This is a genomic window from Mycobacterium saskatchewanense (genome assembly GCF_010729105.1).
GTDB classification, from domain to species: Bacteria; Actinomycetota; Actinomycetes; order Mycobacteriales; family Mycobacteriaceae; genus Mycobacterium; species Mycobacterium saskatchewanense.
The window spans coordinates 4,516,734-4,532,840 of sequence record NZ_AP022573.1; the positions used below are offsets into that span (position 1 = coordinate 4,516,734).

At 67.4% G+C, this 16,107-nt stretch carries 15 protein-coding genes and 1 tRNA gene; 8 read left to right on the plus strand and 8 right to left on the minus strand.

Annotated elements, in window-relative coordinates:
* Positions 1 to 40: 40 nt before the first annotated feature.
* Positions 41 to 1,459, plus strand: a complete 1,419-nt coding sequence (locus G6N56_RS21300) for a trypsin-like peptidase domain-containing protein (RefSeq protein WP_232069108.1) — start codon at positions 41 to 43, stop codon at positions 1,457 to 1,459.
* A 3-nt stretch (positions 1,460 to 1,462) separates the two neighbouring features.
* On the opposite strand, the gene G6N56_RS21305 is transcribed toward G6N56_RS21300, so the two are convergent.
* Both G6N56_RS21305 and G6N56_RS21310 read right to left on the minus strand, forming a co-directional pair.
* Positions 1,463 to 2,944, minus strand: coding sequence for a flavin-containing monooxygenase (locus G6N56_RS21305; RefSeq protein ID WP_163645154.1), 1,482 nt, complete (start codon positions 2,942 to 2,944; stop codon positions 1,463 to 1,465).
* 110 nt (positions 2,945 to 3,054) lie between these two features.
* The gene (locus G6N56_RS21310; protein ID WP_085254450.1) at positions 3,055 to 3,546 is read right to left on the minus strand and encodes a YajQ family cyclic di-GMP-binding protein; all 492 of its coding nucleotides are present in this window, start codon (positions 3,544 to 3,546) and stop codon (positions 3,055 to 3,057) included.
* Between the two features lie 69 nt (positions 3,547 to 3,615).
* On the opposite strand from G6N56_RS21310, the gene G6N56_RS21315 reads away from it, so the two are divergent.
* Positions 3,616 to 3,699, plus strand: a tRNA-Tyr gene (locus G6N56_RS21315).
* 91 nt (positions 3,700 to 3,790) lie between these two features.
* Here G6N56_RS21315 and G6N56_RS21320 read toward each other — a convergent pair.
* Positions 3,791 to 4,546: a DUF2182 domain-containing protein gene (locus tag G6N56_RS21320; RefSeq protein ID WP_085254451.1), complete on the minus strand. Its 756-nt coding sequence runs from the start codon at positions 4,544 to 4,546 to the stop codon at positions 3,791 to 3,793.
* Positions 4,547 to 4,665: 119 nt separating this feature from the next.
* Here G6N56_RS21320 and csoR point away from each other — a divergent pair, with 119 nt between their 5' ends.
* The 4 genes from csoR (at position 4,666) to G6N56_RS21340 (ending at position 8,364) form a co-directional block, all read left to right on the plus strand.
* Positions 4,666 to 5,022, plus strand: a complete 357-nt coding sequence (gene csoR / locus G6N56_RS21325) for a copper-sensing transcriptional repressor CsoR (RefSeq protein WP_085254452.1) — start codon at positions 4,666 to 4,668, stop codon at positions 5,020 to 5,022.
* A gap of 38 nt (positions 5,023 to 5,060) precedes the next feature.
* Positions 5,061 to 5,351 carry a DUF1490 family protein gene (locus G6N56_RS21330; RefSeq protein ID WP_085254509.1) on the plus strand — a complete coding sequence of 97 codons (291 nt, stop codon included), beginning with the start codon at positions 5,061 to 5,063 and terminating at the stop codon, positions 5,349 to 5,351.
* Between the two features lie 62 nt (positions 5,352 to 5,413).
* On the plus strand, positions 5,414 to 7,801 hold the full coding sequence (locus G6N56_RS21335; RefSeq protein WP_142280476.1) for a copper-translocating P-type ATPase: 2,388 nt from the start codon (positions 5,414 to 5,416) through the stop codon (positions 7,799 to 7,801).
* 200 nt (positions 7,802 to 8,001) lie between these two features.
* The gene (locus G6N56_RS21340) at positions 8,002 to 8,364 is read left to right on the plus strand and encodes a hypothetical protein (protein WP_085254454.1); all 363 of its coding nucleotides are present in this window, start codon (positions 8,002 to 8,004) and stop codon (positions 8,362 to 8,364) included.
* A 21-nt stretch (positions 8,365 to 8,385) separates the two neighbouring features.
* Here the strand turns inward: G6N56_RS21340 and G6N56_RS21345 are convergent, their stop codons facing one another.
* On the minus strand, positions 8,386 to 9,321 hold the full coding sequence (locus G6N56_RS21345) for a M56 family metallopeptidase (protein WP_085254455.1): 936 nt from the start codon (positions 9,319 to 9,321) through the stop codon (positions 8,386 to 8,388).
* Positions 9,318 to 9,701 carry a BlaI/MecI/CopY family transcriptional regulator gene (locus tag G6N56_RS21350; protein WP_085254456.1) on the minus strand — a complete coding sequence of 128 codons (384 nt, stop codon included), beginning with the start codon at positions 9,699 to 9,701 and terminating at the stop codon, positions 9,318 to 9,320. Before G6N56_RS21350 ends, G6N56_RS21345 begins: the two co-directional genes overlap by 4 nt.
* A 231-nt stretch (positions 9,702 to 9,932) precedes the next feature.
* Here G6N56_RS21350 and G6N56_RS21355 point away from each other — a divergent pair, with 231 nt between their 5' ends.
* Positions 9,933 to 11,225 carry an NRAMP family divalent metal transporter gene (locus tag G6N56_RS21355; protein WP_085254457.1) on the plus strand — a complete coding sequence of 431 codons (1,293 nt, stop codon included), beginning with the start codon at positions 9,933 to 9,935 and terminating at the stop codon, positions 11,223 to 11,225.
* Here the strand turns inward: G6N56_RS21355 and G6N56_RS21360 are convergent.
* Complete coding sequence (locus G6N56_RS21360) at positions 11,222 to 12,247, minus strand: cation diffusion facilitator family transporter (protein WP_085254458.1); 1,026 nt, start codon at positions 12,245 to 12,247, stop codon at positions 11,222 to 11,224. The genes G6N56_RS21355 and G6N56_RS21360 overlap by 4 nt on opposite strands.
* A gap of 271 nt (positions 12,248 to 12,518) precedes the next feature.
* Here G6N56_RS21360 and G6N56_RS21365 point away from each other — a divergent pair, with 271 nt between their 5' ends.
* Positions 12,519 to 13,550 carry a fused (3R)-hydroxyacyl-ACP dehydratase subunits HadA/HadB gene (locus G6N56_RS21365; RefSeq protein ID WP_085254459.1) on the plus strand — a complete coding sequence of 344 codons (1,032 nt, stop codon included), beginning with the start codon at positions 12,519 to 12,521 and terminating at the stop codon, positions 13,548 to 13,550.
* A 6-nt stretch (positions 13,551 to 13,556) separates the two neighbouring features.
* Here G6N56_RS21365 and G6N56_RS21370 read toward each other — a convergent pair whose 3' ends face one another.
* Both G6N56_RS21370 and G6N56_RS21375 read right to left on the minus strand, forming a co-directional pair.
* A complete protein-coding gene (locus G6N56_RS21370; protein WP_085254460.1) occupies positions 13,557 to 14,912 on the minus strand; it encodes a hypothetical protein in 1,356 nt (451 codons plus the stop codon).
* Between the two features lie 222 nt (positions 14,913 to 15,134).
* Positions 15,135 to 16,076, minus strand: coding sequence for a DUF1254 domain-containing protein (locus G6N56_RS21375; RefSeq protein WP_085254461.1), 942 nt, complete (start codon positions 16,074 to 16,076; stop codon positions 15,135 to 15,137).
* Between the last annotated feature and the right edge of the window lie 31 nt (positions 16,077 to 16,107).

The window sequence follows — 16,107 nt, forward strand, 5'->3', positions numbered from 1 at the left end:
GTGCCGCATCGTGAAGATGCATTCAATACGAGGAGGGATCATGCCCACACGCGCTGGTTGCGGTCGGGCGTTGGCGCTGGTGTCGGCGGCCGCGCTGGGGTTGCTGGTCAGCTCCCCGGGCATCGCGTCGGCCGACGACGGCCAGCCGCAGGCCAACCCCGAGGAACGGGCGGCGGCGATGGTGCGGCCGGCAGTCATGTATCTCGGCGGCCAGGGCTATGGCGGGGTGCGCCTGCCCAACGGCCAGATTCTTTCCCAGTTCGGCCAGGGCACGAACATGCCCTTCATCGCGACGTGGGGGTGCACCGCGTTCGTCGTCAATCCCGATGGCTGGGTGGCCACCGCGGGCCACTGCGTCGACCCCGAAAGCGCCAAGGCGCTGATCCTCAAGCGAGCCGCGGCCGAGTACATCAGCCAGTACCCGGACGCCCCCGAATCGCGGGACCCGGCCACGGCATTGGATTGGCTCCGCAAGAACGCGCGCGTCGTCGGCGACAGCCCCGACCGCGGCCCTGAGGTCGGCCTGACGCTGTTGTACGGCAGCGGCACGACGGTCACCGGCAAGGTGCCGGCCAGCGTGGTGGACTTCCGGCCCCTCAGCAAAGGTGACGTCGCCCTGCTCAAGGTCGAGAAGCACAATCTGCCGTCGAGCGAGCTGGCCACCGACGCCGACGTCAGCATCGGCACATCGGTTCTGGCGGTGGGCTTTCCGGAGAGCACCCAGAACATCACCGGCCCGTCGCTGGACCCGACGAACAAGAGCGGCAAGGTCAGCAAGAAGTCGACCATGGGCTCCATTCCCGAGTATGAGATCGACGCCGCGGTCACCGAGGGCATGAGCGGTGGCCCCACCGTCGAGCTCAACGGCAAGGTCATCGGCGTGAACAGTTTCGCCCCGGTCGGCGAACCGCAGGCGTTCAACTTCATCGCGCCCGCGGACAGCCTGGCGGCGATCATGACGAGCAAGGGCGTCAAGCCGACGCTCGGGCCGGCCGACGTGTTTTACCGCAAAGGCCTCACCCACTACTACGCCGGCCGCTACACCGAGGCGATCGACGACTTCGACCAGACGCTGGCGATGTCGCCCGACTATCCGGGGTTGCTCGACCTCAAGACCAGCGCCGTCAACCTACGCCAGCGCTACGGCGACGTGTCGGCTTTCAGCGGTGCACGACTGCTGTGGTACGTCGCGGGCGGCGTTGCGCTGGTGCTCGCCGCGGGCGCCGGGCTGACCTTCCTGGCGCTCAAGAACCACTGGACGCTGCTGTTCGTTCCGGCGCCCGCGGCGGAGGGGGCCGAGTCCGGCGAGCATGTCGGCGCACACGAGTTGTCGTTGGCCGAACCCCACTTCTGCTCCAACTGCGGGTCGGAACACCACCCGGCCGAGAAGTTCTGCCCCAACTGCGGCAACCACATTGACGCGTCGGAATCGGCGATGGGCGCCCACTTGGCTCCCTGAGAGCTATCCCGCGAGCGGCGTCCGGTCGGCGGCCCGGCCGAACACCATTGCCTCCTCGATGCGGTCGAAGCGGTAGTCGATGGCGTCGGCGAGGTAATTTTGCCGAACGTGCCACGGCCGCTTGGTTCCTGACTTCGGCAGCGCGTGCACCGACCGCAGCACGTAACCGGCATTGATGTCCCACGACGGCTTTTCGGTCATCGGCTCGTTGCCGCGGTGCGGATAGGCGTGCGTGTACCCGTGGGATTCCATGTGCGCCAGCAACTTCGCTGTGGCGCGCGCCGTCATGTCGGCGCGCAGCGTCCACGACGCGTTGGTGTATCCGACGCACCAGAACAGGTTCGGGACGTCTTCGAGCATGTGCGCCTTGTAGACGAAACGGTCGCTGGTCTTGATCTCGTTGCCGTCCAGGCTGATCGTGGCCCCGCCCAGCGCCTGCAGCTGCAGCCCGGTGGCGGTGACCACGATGTCGGCGTCCAGGTGTTCGCCGGATTCGAGCGCGATGCCGGTGGCGTCGAAGCGATCGATGCGATCGGTGACCACGTCGGCGCGGCCGCCGCGGATCGCGTTGTACAGGTCGGCGTCCGGGATCAGGCACATGCGCTGGTCCCACGGGTTGTAGCGGGGCTTGAAATGGACGTCGACGGCATAACCGGCGGGCAGGCTGCTGATCGCCTTGCGCCGCAGCAGCCAGCGCACCAGCCGCGGCGCCTTGCGGGACAGCGCGAAGAACACCGCCTCGGTCAGGGCGCTGTACGTCCGGACCGCCAGGTGAGCCGCCCTGCGGGGCAACAACTTCCGCGAGACCGCGGCGACCTTGCCGTACTTGGATGCCGAGATCAGGTACGTCGGCGAGCGCTGCAGCATGGTCACCTTCGCGGCCCGCTCCGACAGCGAGGGGAGGAGCGTGACGGCGGTCGCGCCGCTGCCGATGACCACGATCTTCTTGCCGGTGTAGTCGAGGTCTTCGGGCCAGTGCTGGGGATGCACGACGGTGCCCTCGAACCGCTCGATGCCGGGGAAGTCGGGGGTGTAGCCCTCGTCATAGTTGTAATAGCCGCTGCCGAAGAACAGGAACCGGCCCCGGTAGCGCCTCGGGGCCCCGGCTTCCTCGACGGTCACGGTCCAGGTGTCGCTTGACGAATCCCAGTCCGCCGAGCGGACGTGGCTGTTGAACCGGATGTGCCGGTCGATGCCGTACTTGTGGGCGGTGGCGGTCAGGTACTCACGGATGTGGGCGCCGTCGGCGACGCCCTCCCTGCGGGTCCACGGCTCGAACGGGAAGCTCAGGGTGAAGATGCTGCTGTCGGAGCGCACACCGGGGTAGCGGAACAGGTCCCACGTCCCGCCGATCCGCTCACGCCGCTCGAGGATGGTGTAGGTCAGCTGCGGGTTACGCTCGGCGATCCGGTAGGCCGCGTCGATGCCGGAGATGCCGGCCCCGACGATGATGACGTCGGAGTAGTCGGCCTCGCTGGGGGTCATCGTGAACCTCGCTTACGTTTCTCCGATTGATCGCGAGTTGATCGCGAGCGTAACGCCACGGCGAAAAAGCGGGCGCATTTTCGCCGTGGCGTTACGCTCGCGGTCGCCGCTTATCGGTAGTTGACGAACTGCAGCGCGACGTCCAGGTCGGCCTGTCTGAGCAGCGCTTGTACGGCCTGCAGGTCGTCGCGCTTCTTGCTACTGACGCGGATCTCGTCGCCCTGGATCTGCGTCTTGACGCCCTTGGGCCCGTCGTCGCGGATGAGCTTGGTGATCTTCTTGGCGTGCTCGCTGTCGATGCCCTGCTTGAGCGTCCCGCTGACCTTGTAAGTTTTGCCGGAGGGCTGCGGATCGCCGGCGTCGAACGCCTTCATCGAGATGTCCCGGCGGATCAGCTTCTCCTTGAACACGTCGACCGCGGCCTTGACGCGCTCCTCGGTCGAGGACGTCAGCTCGATCGCCTCGTCGCTCTTCCAGGCGATCGTGGTGTCGGTGCCGCGGAAGTCGAAGCGGGTGGCCAGCTCCTTGGCGGCCTGGTTGAGCGCGTTGTCGACCTCTTGACGCTCGACTTTGCTGACAATGTCGAACGATGAGTCCGCCATGCGATAGATCCCTTCATCCGGTGATGGGCGTTTGTGCTTTGTCTACCCCCTCGTTGTAACCTGTCTGGCGGCAGGTTGCCCGAGCGGCCAATGGGAGCGGACTGTAAATCCGTCGCGAAAGCTTCACAGGTTCGAATCCTGTACCTGCCACCACCAGCTCAGGGGGAGCTTGGCCTCTGACTACGCATTTGACGACCGCAATAGCCGCGGTTCGTGCGGGTCCGTTCGGGCCTCATGAGTCACCTCATGAGATGAGGTGCATGACAAAGTCGGGGTGCACCAGGAGGGACACGCCGAGGGCTGCCAGCATCGCCGCAGTGAGGTACCTCAGCCGATCGCCGAACGGCGTGACTTTCTCCAGCCAGATCACCACCGACAGCGCCAGCATCCACGCCAATTGCATTGTGCCGAAGGCGATCAGCACGAGCATCAGCATCCAACAGGAACCGAGGCAATAGACGCCGTGGCGGCCTCCGGCAACGAACGCGCGGGCCGCGCCGGTGAGGGGCGCGCCGGGTGGCCGGGATAGGGAAATCGGCCAGCGGCAGTGTCGCAGACACGTCGCCTTCAGCGGCGTGAGCTGGTGCAATCCCGCGACCAGTGCCACCGCGCCGGCGACGCGGCCGACCCAGGGGCAGGTGTGTAGCACCGGGTTCAATCGGCTCGACGCCAGGTAGGCGGGAACGCCGAACGCGGTCCACACGGCCAGGTATCCGGCGACGAACACGATCGCGGGAGCGGCGTTGCCGGCGGCCGCGTGGGCGTACCGGCGGACAACGGGCAGTACCGCGGGAAGCATCATCGCCGCCATCATCGCCGCCCACGCGATGAGGAACGCGGCCAACGACATCGTGGCCTGGGTGCCCATCGACATGCCGTCGCCTTGCATCGCGGCGGCGCTGACCACACTCCACCACCAGCCCAGGCCCGCGACGCCAAGCAGGAATGCCGGCAACCATATATCCGTCCACGACCGCCCACGTTCTCGCTTGTAGTCCACCTAGCCGTCCTCTCTTCTGGCAGCCCCGCACCTGATTGCGTACGCAGAGTACCCCACCCTAGGTGGGGTGGGGTACCATCCAGACATGAACCCATTTTGGCGCGAGCGGTGAGCGACTTATGAGTGCGGAACTGACGGCGAAAAAGGATGCGGCGCTGAACCGGCTCAAGACGGTTCGAGGCCATCTCGACGGAATCATTCGGATGGTCGAGGCCGACGCGTACTGCGTCGACGTGATGAAGCAGATCTCGGCGGTTCAATCGTCGTTGGAGCGTGCGAACCGGGTGATGTTGCACAACCACCTGGAGACGTGTTTTTCGGCGGCACTCCTGGACGGCCGCGGGCAGGCCGCCATCGACGAGCTGATCGACGCTTTGAAATTCACCCCTGCGCTGACCGGCCCGCAGGCGCAGCTAACCGGTTCCGCAGTCGGCGAAGTCGCTGAGGGCGAGCCAGCGATGGCGGGCCGGGGATGAGGACAAGGGGCAACGATATGAAGGAAGCGGTGAGCAATATGGCGGTGCATGGATTGGTGGCGAAGGCGGCACCGGTGGTGGTGACCGGCGTGGTGGGTGCTGTCGCCTATGAGGCGGCGCGAAAGGTGGTGGCGAAGGCGCCGCTGCGGAAGGCGACCATCGTCGTCACGGCCTGGGGCATGCGCGTTGCCCGCGAGGCCGAGCGCAAGGCCGGGGAGAGCGCTGAGCAGGCTCGGTTGACGGTCGCCGATGTGATGGCCGAGGCGAGGGAGCGCGCCGGGGAAGGCGCTCCGCTGGTGACGGTGGCGGGCTCGGGCGACAGCGAATGACCACTGGCGTTCTCTGCGATCCCGCCGTCGGGCTGAGGGTCATATCCGACGCTTCTGGGCGAATGCGGGTGCACATCAACGGGTTCGGTGTGGACGCGGTTCGGGCCGTCGCGATCGAGGAGACGGTCGCCAAAGTTGCGGGTGTGCAGGCCGTGCAGGCATATCCTCGGACGGCTTCGGTGGTGATCTGGTACTCGCCCGGTGAGTGTGACACCGCCGCAGCGCTGTCGGCGATCGCCGAAGCCGAGCACATCCTCGCCGAGTCGGTGCCCGATCGTCTCCCGCATTCGGTCGACCCGAAAACGGGTGTGGTTCGCAGACTTGCCAGCGGCATCGCGCTGGCGCTGTTTGGCCTGCGCCGCGGCGCGCAAGAACGTCCGCCGGATGCCGAAAGCTGTGGCGGCTGCGGATCCGGACCAGCCGCCGCGAGCGGAATCTCGCCAGAAGAACAAGGCAGGCGCGAGCGACGAAAATGGTTGCGCCGAGTGTGGTTGGCGTTTCCGTTGGGGCTCGTCGCACTCGCGTCGACGATGCTTTTCGGCGGTTACCCGTGGGCGGGATGGCTCGCGTTTGCCGCGACGGCGCCGGTGCAGTTCGTCGCCGGCTGGCCGTTTCTCAAGGGTGCGGTGCAGCAGGCGCGGGCGTTGACCTCCAACATGGACACGCTGATCACGCTGGGCACGCTGACCGCGTTCGGCTACTCCACCTATGCGTTGTTCGCCGGTGGGATGCTGTTCTTCGACACCTCGGCGCTCATCATCGCGTTCGTGGTGCTGGGCCGCTACTTCGAGGCCAGGGCTCAGGGCAAGACGCGCGAGGCGATCAGCAAGCTCCTCGAGTTGGGCGCCAAGGAGGCCTGCCTGCTCGTCGACGGCCAGGAACTCCTCGTCCCGGTCGATCAGGTGCGAGTCGGAGACCTGGTGCGGGTGCGACCCGGGGAAAAGATTCCGGTCGACGGCGAGGTCGTCGACGGCCGCGCCGCCGTCGACGAAGCGATGCTCACCGGCGAGTCCGTCCCCGTCGAAAAAACGGTGGGTGACCACGTCGCCGGAGCGACGGTCAACACCGACGGGCTGCTGACCGTCCGCGCCACCGCCGTCGGTGCCGATACCGCACTGGCACAGATCGTGCGCCTCGTCGAGCAGGCCCAGGGTGGCAAGGCGCCGGTGCAGCGGCTCGCCGATCGGGTCTCGGCCGTGTTTGTCCCGGCAGTGATCGGCGTTGCCATCGCAACGTTTGCCGGGTGGACGCTGTTCGCCGCCAACCCGGTCGCGGGCATGACCGCCGCGGTCGCGGTGCTGGTCATCGCCTGCCCCTGTGCCCTAGGCCTGGCCACCCCCACGGCGATCATGGTCGGCACCGGCCGGGGCGCCGACCTCGGGATCCTGGTCAAGGGCGGCGAGGTGTTGGAGGCGTCGAAGAAGGTCGACACGGTGGTGTTCGACAAGACCGGCACCCTCACGCGCGCCCAAATGCGGGTGACCGACGTGGTGGCCGGCAAACGCCGGCAGCCCGATGTGGTACTGCGGATGGCCGCCGCGGTCGAGTCGGGTTCCGAACATCCGATCGGCGCCGCGATCGTCGCCAGTGCGCGCGAGCGGGGGTTGGAGATTCCGGTAGCCACGGAGTTTGCCAGTATCGCGGGTCACGGGGTGCGGGCGGAGGTCGAGGGCAAGCCGGTGTTCGTCGGGCGGCGCAAGCTCATCGAAGAGGCGGATCTGCAGATGCCCGACCACCTCGCCACGGCCGCCGCGGAGCTGGAAGAGCAGGGCCGCACCGCGGTCTTCGTCGGCCGGGAAGGCCACGTTGTCGGTGTGCTTGCGGTGGCTGACACGCTCAAGGACGACGCCGTCGGCGTGGTTCGACAGCTGCACGCCATGGGGTTGCAGGTCGTCATGATCACCGGTGACAACGCCCGCACGGCCAACGCGATCGCCGAGCAGGTCGGCATCGACCGGGTGCTGGCCGAGGTGTTACCACAGGACAAGGTCGCCGAGGTTCGACGGCTGCAGGGCGAGGGCCGGGTGGTCGCGATGGTCGGCGACGGCGTCAACGACGCTCCCGCGCTGGTGCAAGCCGATCTGGGCATTGCGATCGGCACCGGCACCGACGTGGCTATCGAGGCCTCCGATATCACGTTGATGTCCGACCGGCTCGACGGCGTCGTGCGCGCAATTCAGCTTTCGCGGCAAACCCTGCGCACCATCTATCAGAATCTCGGCTGGGCCTTCGGCTACAACACTGCCGCAATCCCCCTGGCCGCGTTGGGCTCGCTGAATCCGGTCGTGGCCGGTGCCGCTATGGGATTCTCTTCGGTCAGCGTAGTGACCAACTCGCTGCGGCTACGCCGATTCGGTCGCGAGCTTGGTAGGGGAGCGGCCGGCGAGGCGACGGAAAACCGGTTGCAGCAGGTGTGCGAAAAGCGAAGCCCGGCACAGGCTTCGGCATAGAGCGAGCACGGGGCCGGGGGCGCACCACCACCCAGTCGAGCTTGCCTGACCTGGCTGCCCAACTGCGCGCACATGTGTCGAGCAGGTACGTCCATTTGGATCGGGGAGTCGAGATGGCGTACTATCTACGTACGTAGGTAGTAGATGGCAGGGTCCCGGCGGTCGCAAACCGGGGGACGAACGATTCTGTGGGAGGTCAAATGTCAGAGGCAACCGAATCCGATTCCGGCACAACGCCCTTAGCCACGGCACCCGTCCGCCGTCCCAGCCGGCTGAACCAGGCTCTGGCCTGGGTCGGCATCGTGGCCGGGATCCTGTTCGTGGCCGCGGTGGTCTTCTTTTCTGGGTTCTTTTTCGCCTGGTCCTCGGGCAGTAGTCATTACGGTGGCCACGGCAACGGCGCGATGGGTCCCGGTGGCAAGCCGGCCAGTTGCCCGATGATGAGCCAAGGAGCCATGATGCCCGATGGTGCGATGCGGCCGGGCGGCATGATGCCCGACGGCCCGATGCGGCCCGGCAATCCGCCCACGGCGACTCCCGCTCCCGGCGGCCCCCGGCCATAACGCCCCGCTCAGCGAAAGCGATCACCCGCCGCACATGACGCGGCAGGCTGCGGTCAGCGCCACGGTGATCAGTGGTCCGGCGGCGAGGGCTGCCAAAGCGGTCAGTGCGGCCCGAGCGCCGGTGCGGCGGGACGGCGGTGACATGAGACGCTCAGCTCGAGCCATGACGGCGACGGTGGCCGCGCCGAGCGCCGGGGCGGGCGTCGCGCCGGCCAACGTGATCAAGCCGGAGAGCAGTGCGCGGCGTCCATATTGTCGAACGGCCGCGTCGTCGGCGCACATCTCGAGCAGTCGCGAGACCTCCGCAGCGCCTTGAGTCATCAAGGGGAGGAATGGAAACACCAGGGCCAGGCCGCGCAGCGCCGCGCTCAGATGGGTGTGACGGCCGGCGAGGTGGGCGCGCTCGTGGGCGAGGACGGCGCCCAGTTCGGTCTCGTCCAGGGTGGACAGGGCTCCGCTGGTGACCACGATCGCCGGCGGCCGGCCTGCCACGCAATATGCGGCCGGTTCACCGGCGTCCACCACCACGACGCCACCAAATTCGTTGTGACGGCCGACCATCCGCACCGACTCCGCATGTTCGTGGGCCCGTGCGCGTAACCGGATCAGGGTCAGCAGGAGGCGAATTCCGCACGCGGCGGCAACCCCGGTCGCGGCGGCGGCGACCGCGGCCAGGGTGACGTGGGACGCGACGCCGGCTTGTTCCGCCACCGCGGCGTGCAACCTGGAAATGCAGGGAAGGAGTGCGGCAGCGGGCTGAACCCAGGTGCGCGCGACGTCCAGCACCACAAGCGCAGTCGCGGTCAACCAGGCGATCAGCACGCTGCAGATCGCCGCCACCCACACCGTCACACCGAAGCGTGGCATTTGTCCGTCGCGGGTCAGCCGCCGCAGCAGGGGGGCCCCGGCCACGCTGGCCAGCACGCCGTAGAGAAACAGACAGGCGGCGACGCTCACCGCTTGCCCTTGTGGTTACCGAGGTCGGCCAGCGCGGCCCGTAGGCGCGCCGACTCCTCCGGACCGATCTGATCGACGAAGTGGCTGAGCACGAGGTCTGGCCGGCCGCCGCCCTCGAGCGCTTCCCGCATCAATCGGGCGCTGTGCTGCTCGCGCGTCAAGGTGGCCCAGTACCGGTAGGCCTTTCCGTCGCGTTCCCGCGCCAGCCAGCCCTTGGTGTGGAGGTTGTCCATGGTCGACATCACCGTGGTGTAGGCGATGTCGCGCTCGGCGGCCAACTCGTCGAAGATGTCGCGGACCGTCGTGGGAGTCGCTTGACCGCGGTTCCAGATGCGGTCCATGACGACCGATTCCAATTCTCCGAACCCTCGGCTGCGCACTTTCTGGCCTCCCGGCTCGCGGCATCGGCGACTTCACCGTATGCCTACTGTCTACGTACGTAAATGGTAGGGCCTCGCGGTTTGCTGTGCGAGCCGCGCCCGCGGGACTGGCGCGATCCCGGGAGAGGGGGACGCCGGCATCACCTACGTTAGGGGAGGCTTAGTTTCTTAACGCGGCTTCCATGGTCGAGCCTTGCCGACGCTGGTGTCGCACGAAGGAGTCAGTCAAGGGTGACCGAAACAACCGCACAGGCCTCCGACGCGCCGGACGAGCCTTCGCCCGCGGTGCCCCGCCGTGGAAGGTGGGTGCGCTGGGGCCTGCTCACGGTGTGGGGCCCGGGCCTGGTGGTCATGCTCGCCGACACCGACGCGGGCTCGCTGATCACCGCCTCGCAGTCCGGCGCCCAGTGGGGCTACCGCATGGTCCTGCCGCAGCTCATCCTGATGCCGATCCTTTATGTCGTGCAGGAGATGACGGTGCGGCTGGGGATCGTCACCAAACGGGGCCACGGCGCGCTGATCAGGGAGCGGTTCGGCCGCTTCTGGGCGTGGATCTCGGCGTTCACCCTGTTCGCGTCGTCGATCGGGGCGTTGCTCACCGAATTCGCGGGCGTGGCCGGGGTGGGTGAGCTGTTCGGGGTCTCGCGCTGGGTGAGTATCCCGGTCGCGACCGCGGCACTGCTGGCGCTGGCGTTGACCGGTAGCTATCGGCGCGTCGAACGCATCGGCCTCGTCATCGGCGCGGCCGAGCTGGCCTTCCTCGTGGCAATGGTGATGGCGCGGCCCGATCCCGCGGCGCTGTTCGAGGGCCTGAAGTCCATGCCGCTGGGCAACTCGTCGTACCTGCTGCTGGTCGCGGCCAACGTCGGCGCGGTGATCATGCCGTGGATGGTCTTCTACCAGCAGGGCGCGGTGGTCGACAAGCACCTGTCCGTCGCCACCATCCGCGAAGCCCGGCGCGACACCGCCGCCGGTGCGGTGCTGACCCAGCTGATCATGATCGCTGTGGTGGTGACCATGGCCTCGACGGTCGGGGCCCACAACGGCGAGACCGCCCTGAACACAGTCGGCGACATCGCCGGCGCGCTCACGCCGTACCTGGGCCGCGTCGGCGGCACCGTCCTGTTCGGGCTGGGCATGCTCGGCGCGGCGCTGGTCGCCGCGATCGTGGCCTCACTGGCCGGCGCGTGGGGGCTCTCGGAGGTCTTCGGCTGGAAGCACACCCTCAACGAGCGCCCCAACCGCGCCACCGCCAAGTTCTACATCACGTACGGGCTCGCCCATGTGATCGGCGCCGCGCTCGTGTTGGCCAGCGTCGACCTGGTCAACCTCGCCGTCGACGTCGAGGTGATGAACGCGCTGCTGCTGCCCATTGTGCTGGGCCTGTTGCTGGCGTTGGAATCCCGTGCGCTGCCGGAGGAGTGGCGCATGCGCGGACCGCGCAAGTACATCGCATGGACCCTGTGCCTCGTCGTGATGGGCTTCGGGTTGTACATGGTTCCGCAGGCGCTCGGTTTGATTTAGCCGGGTGACCCATCGGTGTGCGCGGGGTAAGCGTGTACGAGTGCGCTGTCGAGCCTGGGCACGGCGTGAGTGAGTTGGTGTTCGGCGTCGTGCGCGATGCGGTGGGCGTTGTCGAGGCTGGTGTCGGGATCGATGTCCAGCTCGGCGTCGGCGTGTAGGCGGTGCCCGATCCAGCGCATCCGGACCCTGCGCACGCTGCGGACGCCCGGCTGCGCGGCCAGCGTCGCTTCGGCGGTGTCGATGAGTTCGGGGTCCACGGCGTCCATCAGCCTGCGGAAGATGTCGCGCACGGCGCCGCGCAGCACGGCCAGGATCGCGACCGTGATGATCAGGCCGACGATCGGGTCGGCCAGCGGATAGCCGAGGGCGACGCCGCCGGCCCCGAAAAGCACTGCGAGCGAGGTCAATCCGTCGGTGCGGGCGTGGAGGCCGTCGGCGACCAGGGCGGCCGAGCCGATCCGGCGGCCGATCCGGATCCGGTACATCGCGACGACTTCGTTGCCGAGGAAGCCGATCACGCCGGCGGCGGCGACCCAGCCGACGTGGCCGACCGCGACCGGATGGATCAGACGCAGGACGGCTTCGTAGCCGGCGATGATCGCCGACAGCGTGATCATGCCGATGACGAACAAGCCGGCGATGTCCTCGGCCCGACCGTAGCCGTAGGTATAGCGCCGTGTCGCCGGGCGGGCGCCCAATGCGAACGCGACCCACAGTGGGACCGCGGTCAGGGCGTCCGAGAAGTTGTGGATGGTGTCGGCGGCCAGGGCGATCGATCCGGAGACGACGGCGATGACGACCTGCACGACCGCGGTCGCGCCCAGTCCGATCAGGCTGGCCTTGACAGCCCTGATGCCGATGGCGCTGGATTCCAGGGCGGTGTCGACGCTGCCTGCAGCGTCGTGGCTGTGCGGGACGAGGAGCTGCCCCACGATGCCGCGAATTCCGTGGGAGTGGTCGGGGTCATGCCGATGGTGGTGTGCGTGGCCGTGGTCGTGCGGGCGCCCGCGGCCGGTGCTCATCGGGGCACTTCCCGACTATCTGCATGCATACGCAGATAATAGGTTATCTGAACGGGTGGCGCGAGCGCGGTTGGCTACTCCTCGGCTTTGTGGCAGGCAGGAAGCTTTGTGGCAGGCAGGAAGCTTTGTGGCAGGCAGGACGGTTTGTGGCAGGCGGGAAGTCGTAACCAGCAACCGGCGAAGCGCGTCGGCGTGCATAGCGACCGCGGGGGCGCGTTAGTGTGTTGCGGTCGGCAACACCGAACAAGCCGGTAGAAAAGTTGAGCAATCCATGACCGCAGCAGCGGAAGCACCGGCGCTGGAATCGAGAGTCGGCCACTACTACCAGATGGACGGCACCTACGTGGTCGGCCGGGAGAAGGTCCGCGAATACGCCCGTGCGGTGCAGGACTACCACCCCGCGCACTGGGATGTCGCTGCCGCGGCCCGGCTGGGCTATTCGGACCTGGTGGCGCCCCTGACGTTCACGTCGGTACCCGGCATGGCCTGCAATCGCCGGATGTTCGAATCGGTGGTCGTCGGGTACGACACCTACCTGCAAACCGAAGAAGTCTTCGAGCAGCACCGCCCGATCGTGGCCGGCGACGAACTGCGGGTCGACGTCGAGCTGTCGTCGGTGCGCAGGACCGCCGGCAGAGATTTCATCACCGTCACCAACACCTTCACCGACACCGACGGCGAGCGGGTGCACACGCTGCACACCACCGTTGTCGGCGTCACCGCCGAAGACGTCGATCCGGCGATCAAGTTAGCCGTGCCGAACATCATGATGCACGACGTGGACCTCGCCGCAATCGGCGAATCTGGTGGCGGGTATGAGAAGACGGTGCGGCCCGGAGCCGAGGTTCGGATCGCTCAAAAAGGTGCGACCCGCACGCCCGGGACCCCGTCCTTCGAGGACGTGCAGGTCGGTGACGAGTTGCCGACGCATCGCGCCCGACTGTCCCGCGGCGACCTGGTGAACTACGCCGGCGTGGCCGGCGACGCCAATCCGATCCACTGGGACGAGGGCATCGCCAAGCTGGCCGGGCTGCCCGACGTCATCGCCCACGGGATGCTCACCATGGGTCTGGGTGCCGGCTTCGCGTCGGCGTGGTCCGGCGATCCCGGTGCGGTCACCCGGTACACGGTGCGGTTGTCGCAGCCCGCGATCGTGTCGGCCGCCGAGGGCGCTGACATCGAGTACACCGGGCGGGTCAAATCGCTGGACGCGGCGACCCGCAGCGGTGTGGTGCTGGTCGCGGCGAAGTCTGGCGGCCAGAAGATCTTCGGCATGGCGACGTTGAACGTCCGCTTTCGCTGACCGTCCTTAGAACCAGGGGCCGGGGAAACGACCGTCCTGGTCCTGCACCATGACGATGTCCTTGCAGTCGCCGTTGAGCGCGACGGCGTTCTCGCCTCGGCACACCAGCGTCCACCCCGACAGCCGTGCGAAAGGCCGGACCGACCACGTCGTCGACAGCGGATCGGTCGCGTGCAGCGCGAGGACTAAGAACGTGTTGCCGGTGTTGGTGATGTAGAGGTGGTCTTCGAAGTACGCCACCTTGGCGACCGACATCTTCTTCGCCTCGTCACGGGTCTTCAAGAACTCCCACTGCTGGGTGCGCAGGTTCCACACCCCCAAGCCGAATTGCGAGGTGTCGGAATCGTGGCCGTCGACGAACAGTTTCCCGTCCGACAGCGTCGCCGACAGGCCGCCTCCCGAAACCCGGTCCGAATCACCGACTTTGATGAGCGACTTGGCGTTCAGATCGTAGAACATCGTCGAGACCGCCGGCGGGCTGTAGGAATCCCAATGCGTGATCTTCACCAGCTTGTCTGGACCATCGGCCAATTCGGTGTCGACCGTCCGTATGTCGTTGTCCTGGTAGATCGCCTCCCCGCTGGGCCGGCGCAACTCCGCCCCGCTGGTCTTGGCGGGGTCGGTGTTGCGCTGGAACGACAGGACGTCCTGCCAGACCTGGCCGGGCTGGGGGTCGTTCCACGCCATCGACAGGTCGGCCCCCGACAGGACCACTGTCCGTGGCGGCGCCGCGGGTGAGTGTCCGTCGGTGAAGGCGTTGACCCACACGACGCCGGAGGCGGTGGAGAAAAGGCCCCACTGGTTTCCCGGGGCCAGTTTGAGGTCGGGAATGGGGGGTTGCAGCTCTTTGGTGGCCACCGGCTGGCCGGCCTTGGAATCGAACACATAGCCGGTGGTCCTGGTCGTCTGGGGCTCTGCGCCTTGCGCGGGCTTGGCGGTCGTGACCACATAGACGACCCGCATGTCGTCGGCGGTGCCGGTCAGCGCGCACATCGCGCCGGTGAGGCTTTCGCCGGCGGTGACCGTGGGGACGGCCGGCGCCCCGTACTGCCCGGTCTTGGGGTCGAAGATCTTGGGGCGAATGTCGTCGAGCGCCGATTTGCTCAGCGAGAACTTCTCCGGACAGCCGAAGTAGGCGGTTCCCCCGTAGCTTTTCCAGTCCTTCTCCAGGGGGCCCGTGATCGGCGCCGGCGGGGGAGCGGCGGTGCCCTTGGGGGTGGTCTTGGCGGCGGAAGTCGAGGTGGTCGGCGTCGCCGGGGGTGGTGACGCCGTCTCCGAACAGGACGCGACGATGAGGCAGGCGGCCGACGCGATCAAGGCGAACCTGTGTTTGGACAAGCTTCGCCCCGTGCCCGCGTTCATCAATAAGACCCCCGTTACGTGCGTGTAACCAACGAGCGTAAAGGCGGCGCACCGTGGCCGCGACTCGTGTGTGGGGGGATCTCGTCACAGGCGTTCGGTCGCCCACGTCGCCCGGCGAGCCGCCCCGCCGCGCCGGTCACTCCAGCACCATCGGCGAGAGGTCATCGCTCTCCGTGAAGCGATATCACAGGCGCTATCGCTTCGTGAAAACGCCGCACCCCATCAAATCGGTTGAGCTTCGGGGAATTTCCAGGCGCCGGAAAGGATTTCGTCGCGTGGGCGGTACAGCCGCACCAGGTAATTCCATCCTGGGGTGATCGGGAGGCAGTTCGCCGCGTCGCCGTCGCAGCCGCCGAACCGGATGGTGATCGTGTCATCGGCGCCGCGGCGGGCCGTGACGCTGTTGAGGGAATAGGCGTTTTGCGGGTTCGGCGTGAAGTAGCCGTCCTTGTTGTACACCGTCACCGACCAGAAGGCGTCGACGGGCACTCGGTCCACGACCAGCCGATGAACGGTGACGCCGTCGTTGTTGGTTGGAAAGCCGTTGAGGTACATGGCATCTCGTTCCGGGTTGCCGCCCCAGGCGGTTGCCGAGCCGATCAGGTGTCGGACCGGGTCGGTGTCCTCCCGGCCGCCGAACATCCCGTGCGAGTCCGGCAAGGTGGCGCCGAGCTGAACCAGCGCCTGGCGCACCGACTCCTGGCTCGCCGGGTCCCACTGCGGGACCTCGAAGCGGCCGGCGTCGTCCTGCCGCACCCCGAGGGCATCCTGCAGCTTGTGGACGGCGTCCAGATCGGCGTCATCGTTCGGGTCGACGAGGGCCCGGACGATCACCATCGCGTACCGCGTGCCGACGTCGGCGCGGGTCAGGACGTGTTGCCCCTGTTCGTAGCGGACGGCGGACACGTAGTGGTCTTCGGTGATCACCTGCATCGACATGAAGCGTCCGCCTGCGTCGGGCAGCGTTATGGTCACGGGTCCGGCGTCGAGGTCGAAGACGCCCGCCGAGTACAGCGTGTCGCGGTTCGAACGCACCACCAGTTGCGCGTCGAGCGGCGTGAGCTCCCGGAAGTGCGTGAACGCGCCGAAGCCCCCAGCTTTGACGATGTTGCCGAAGTACAAGTCGCTTTCGGCCCGCGCGAAGTTGTCCGCCGATACCTGCATCACGGTGGGACGATACGCCCGGTGCTCGCGG

Bases quoted from the DNA above. Each gene is read 5' to 3' on its own strand.
- G6N56_RS21365 (WP_085254459.1), top strand. From the start codon at position 12,519: ATGACCGCAGCAGCGGAAGCACCGGCGCTGGAATCGAGAGTCGGCCAC.
- G6N56_RS21330 (WP_085254509.1), top strand. From the start codon at position 5,061: ATGGCGGTGCATGGATTGGTGGCGAAGGCGGCACCGGTGGTGGTGACC.
- G6N56_RS21335 (WP_142280476.1), top strand. From the start codon at position 5,414: ATGCGGGTGCACATCAACGGGTTCGGTGTGGACGCGGTTCGGGCCGTC.
- G6N56_RS21360 (WP_085254458.1), bottom strand. From the start codon at position 12,247: ATGAGCACCGGCCGCGGGCGCCCGCACGACCACGGCCACGCACACCAC.
- G6N56_RS21305 (WP_163645154.1), bottom strand. From the start codon at position 2,944: ATGACCCCCAGCGAGGCCGACTACTCCGACGTCATCATCGTCGGGGCC.
- G6N56_RS21310 (WP_085254450.1), bottom strand. From the start codon at position 3,546: ATGGCGGACTCATCGTTCGACATTGTCAGCAAAGTCGAGCGTCAAGAG.
- G6N56_RS21300 (WP_232069108.1), top strand. From the start codon at position 41: ATGCCCACACGCGCTGGTTGCGGTCGGGCGTTGGCGCTGGTGTCGGCG.
- G6N56_RS21375 (WP_085254461.1), bottom strand. From the start codon at position 16,076: ATGCAGGTATCGGCGGACAACTTCGCGCGGGCCGAAAGCGACTTGTAC.
- csoR (WP_085254452.1), top strand. From the start codon at position 4,666: ATGAGTGCGGAACTGACGGCGAAAAAGGATGCGGCGCTGAACCGGCTC.
- G6N56_RS21340 (WP_085254454.1), top strand. From the start codon at position 8,002: ATGTCAGAGGCAACCGAATCCGATTCCGGCACAACGCCCTTAGCCACG.
- G6N56_RS21370 (WP_085254460.1), bottom strand. From the start codon at position 14,912: ATGAACGCGGGCACGGGGCGAAGCTTGTCCAAACACAGGTTCGCCTTG.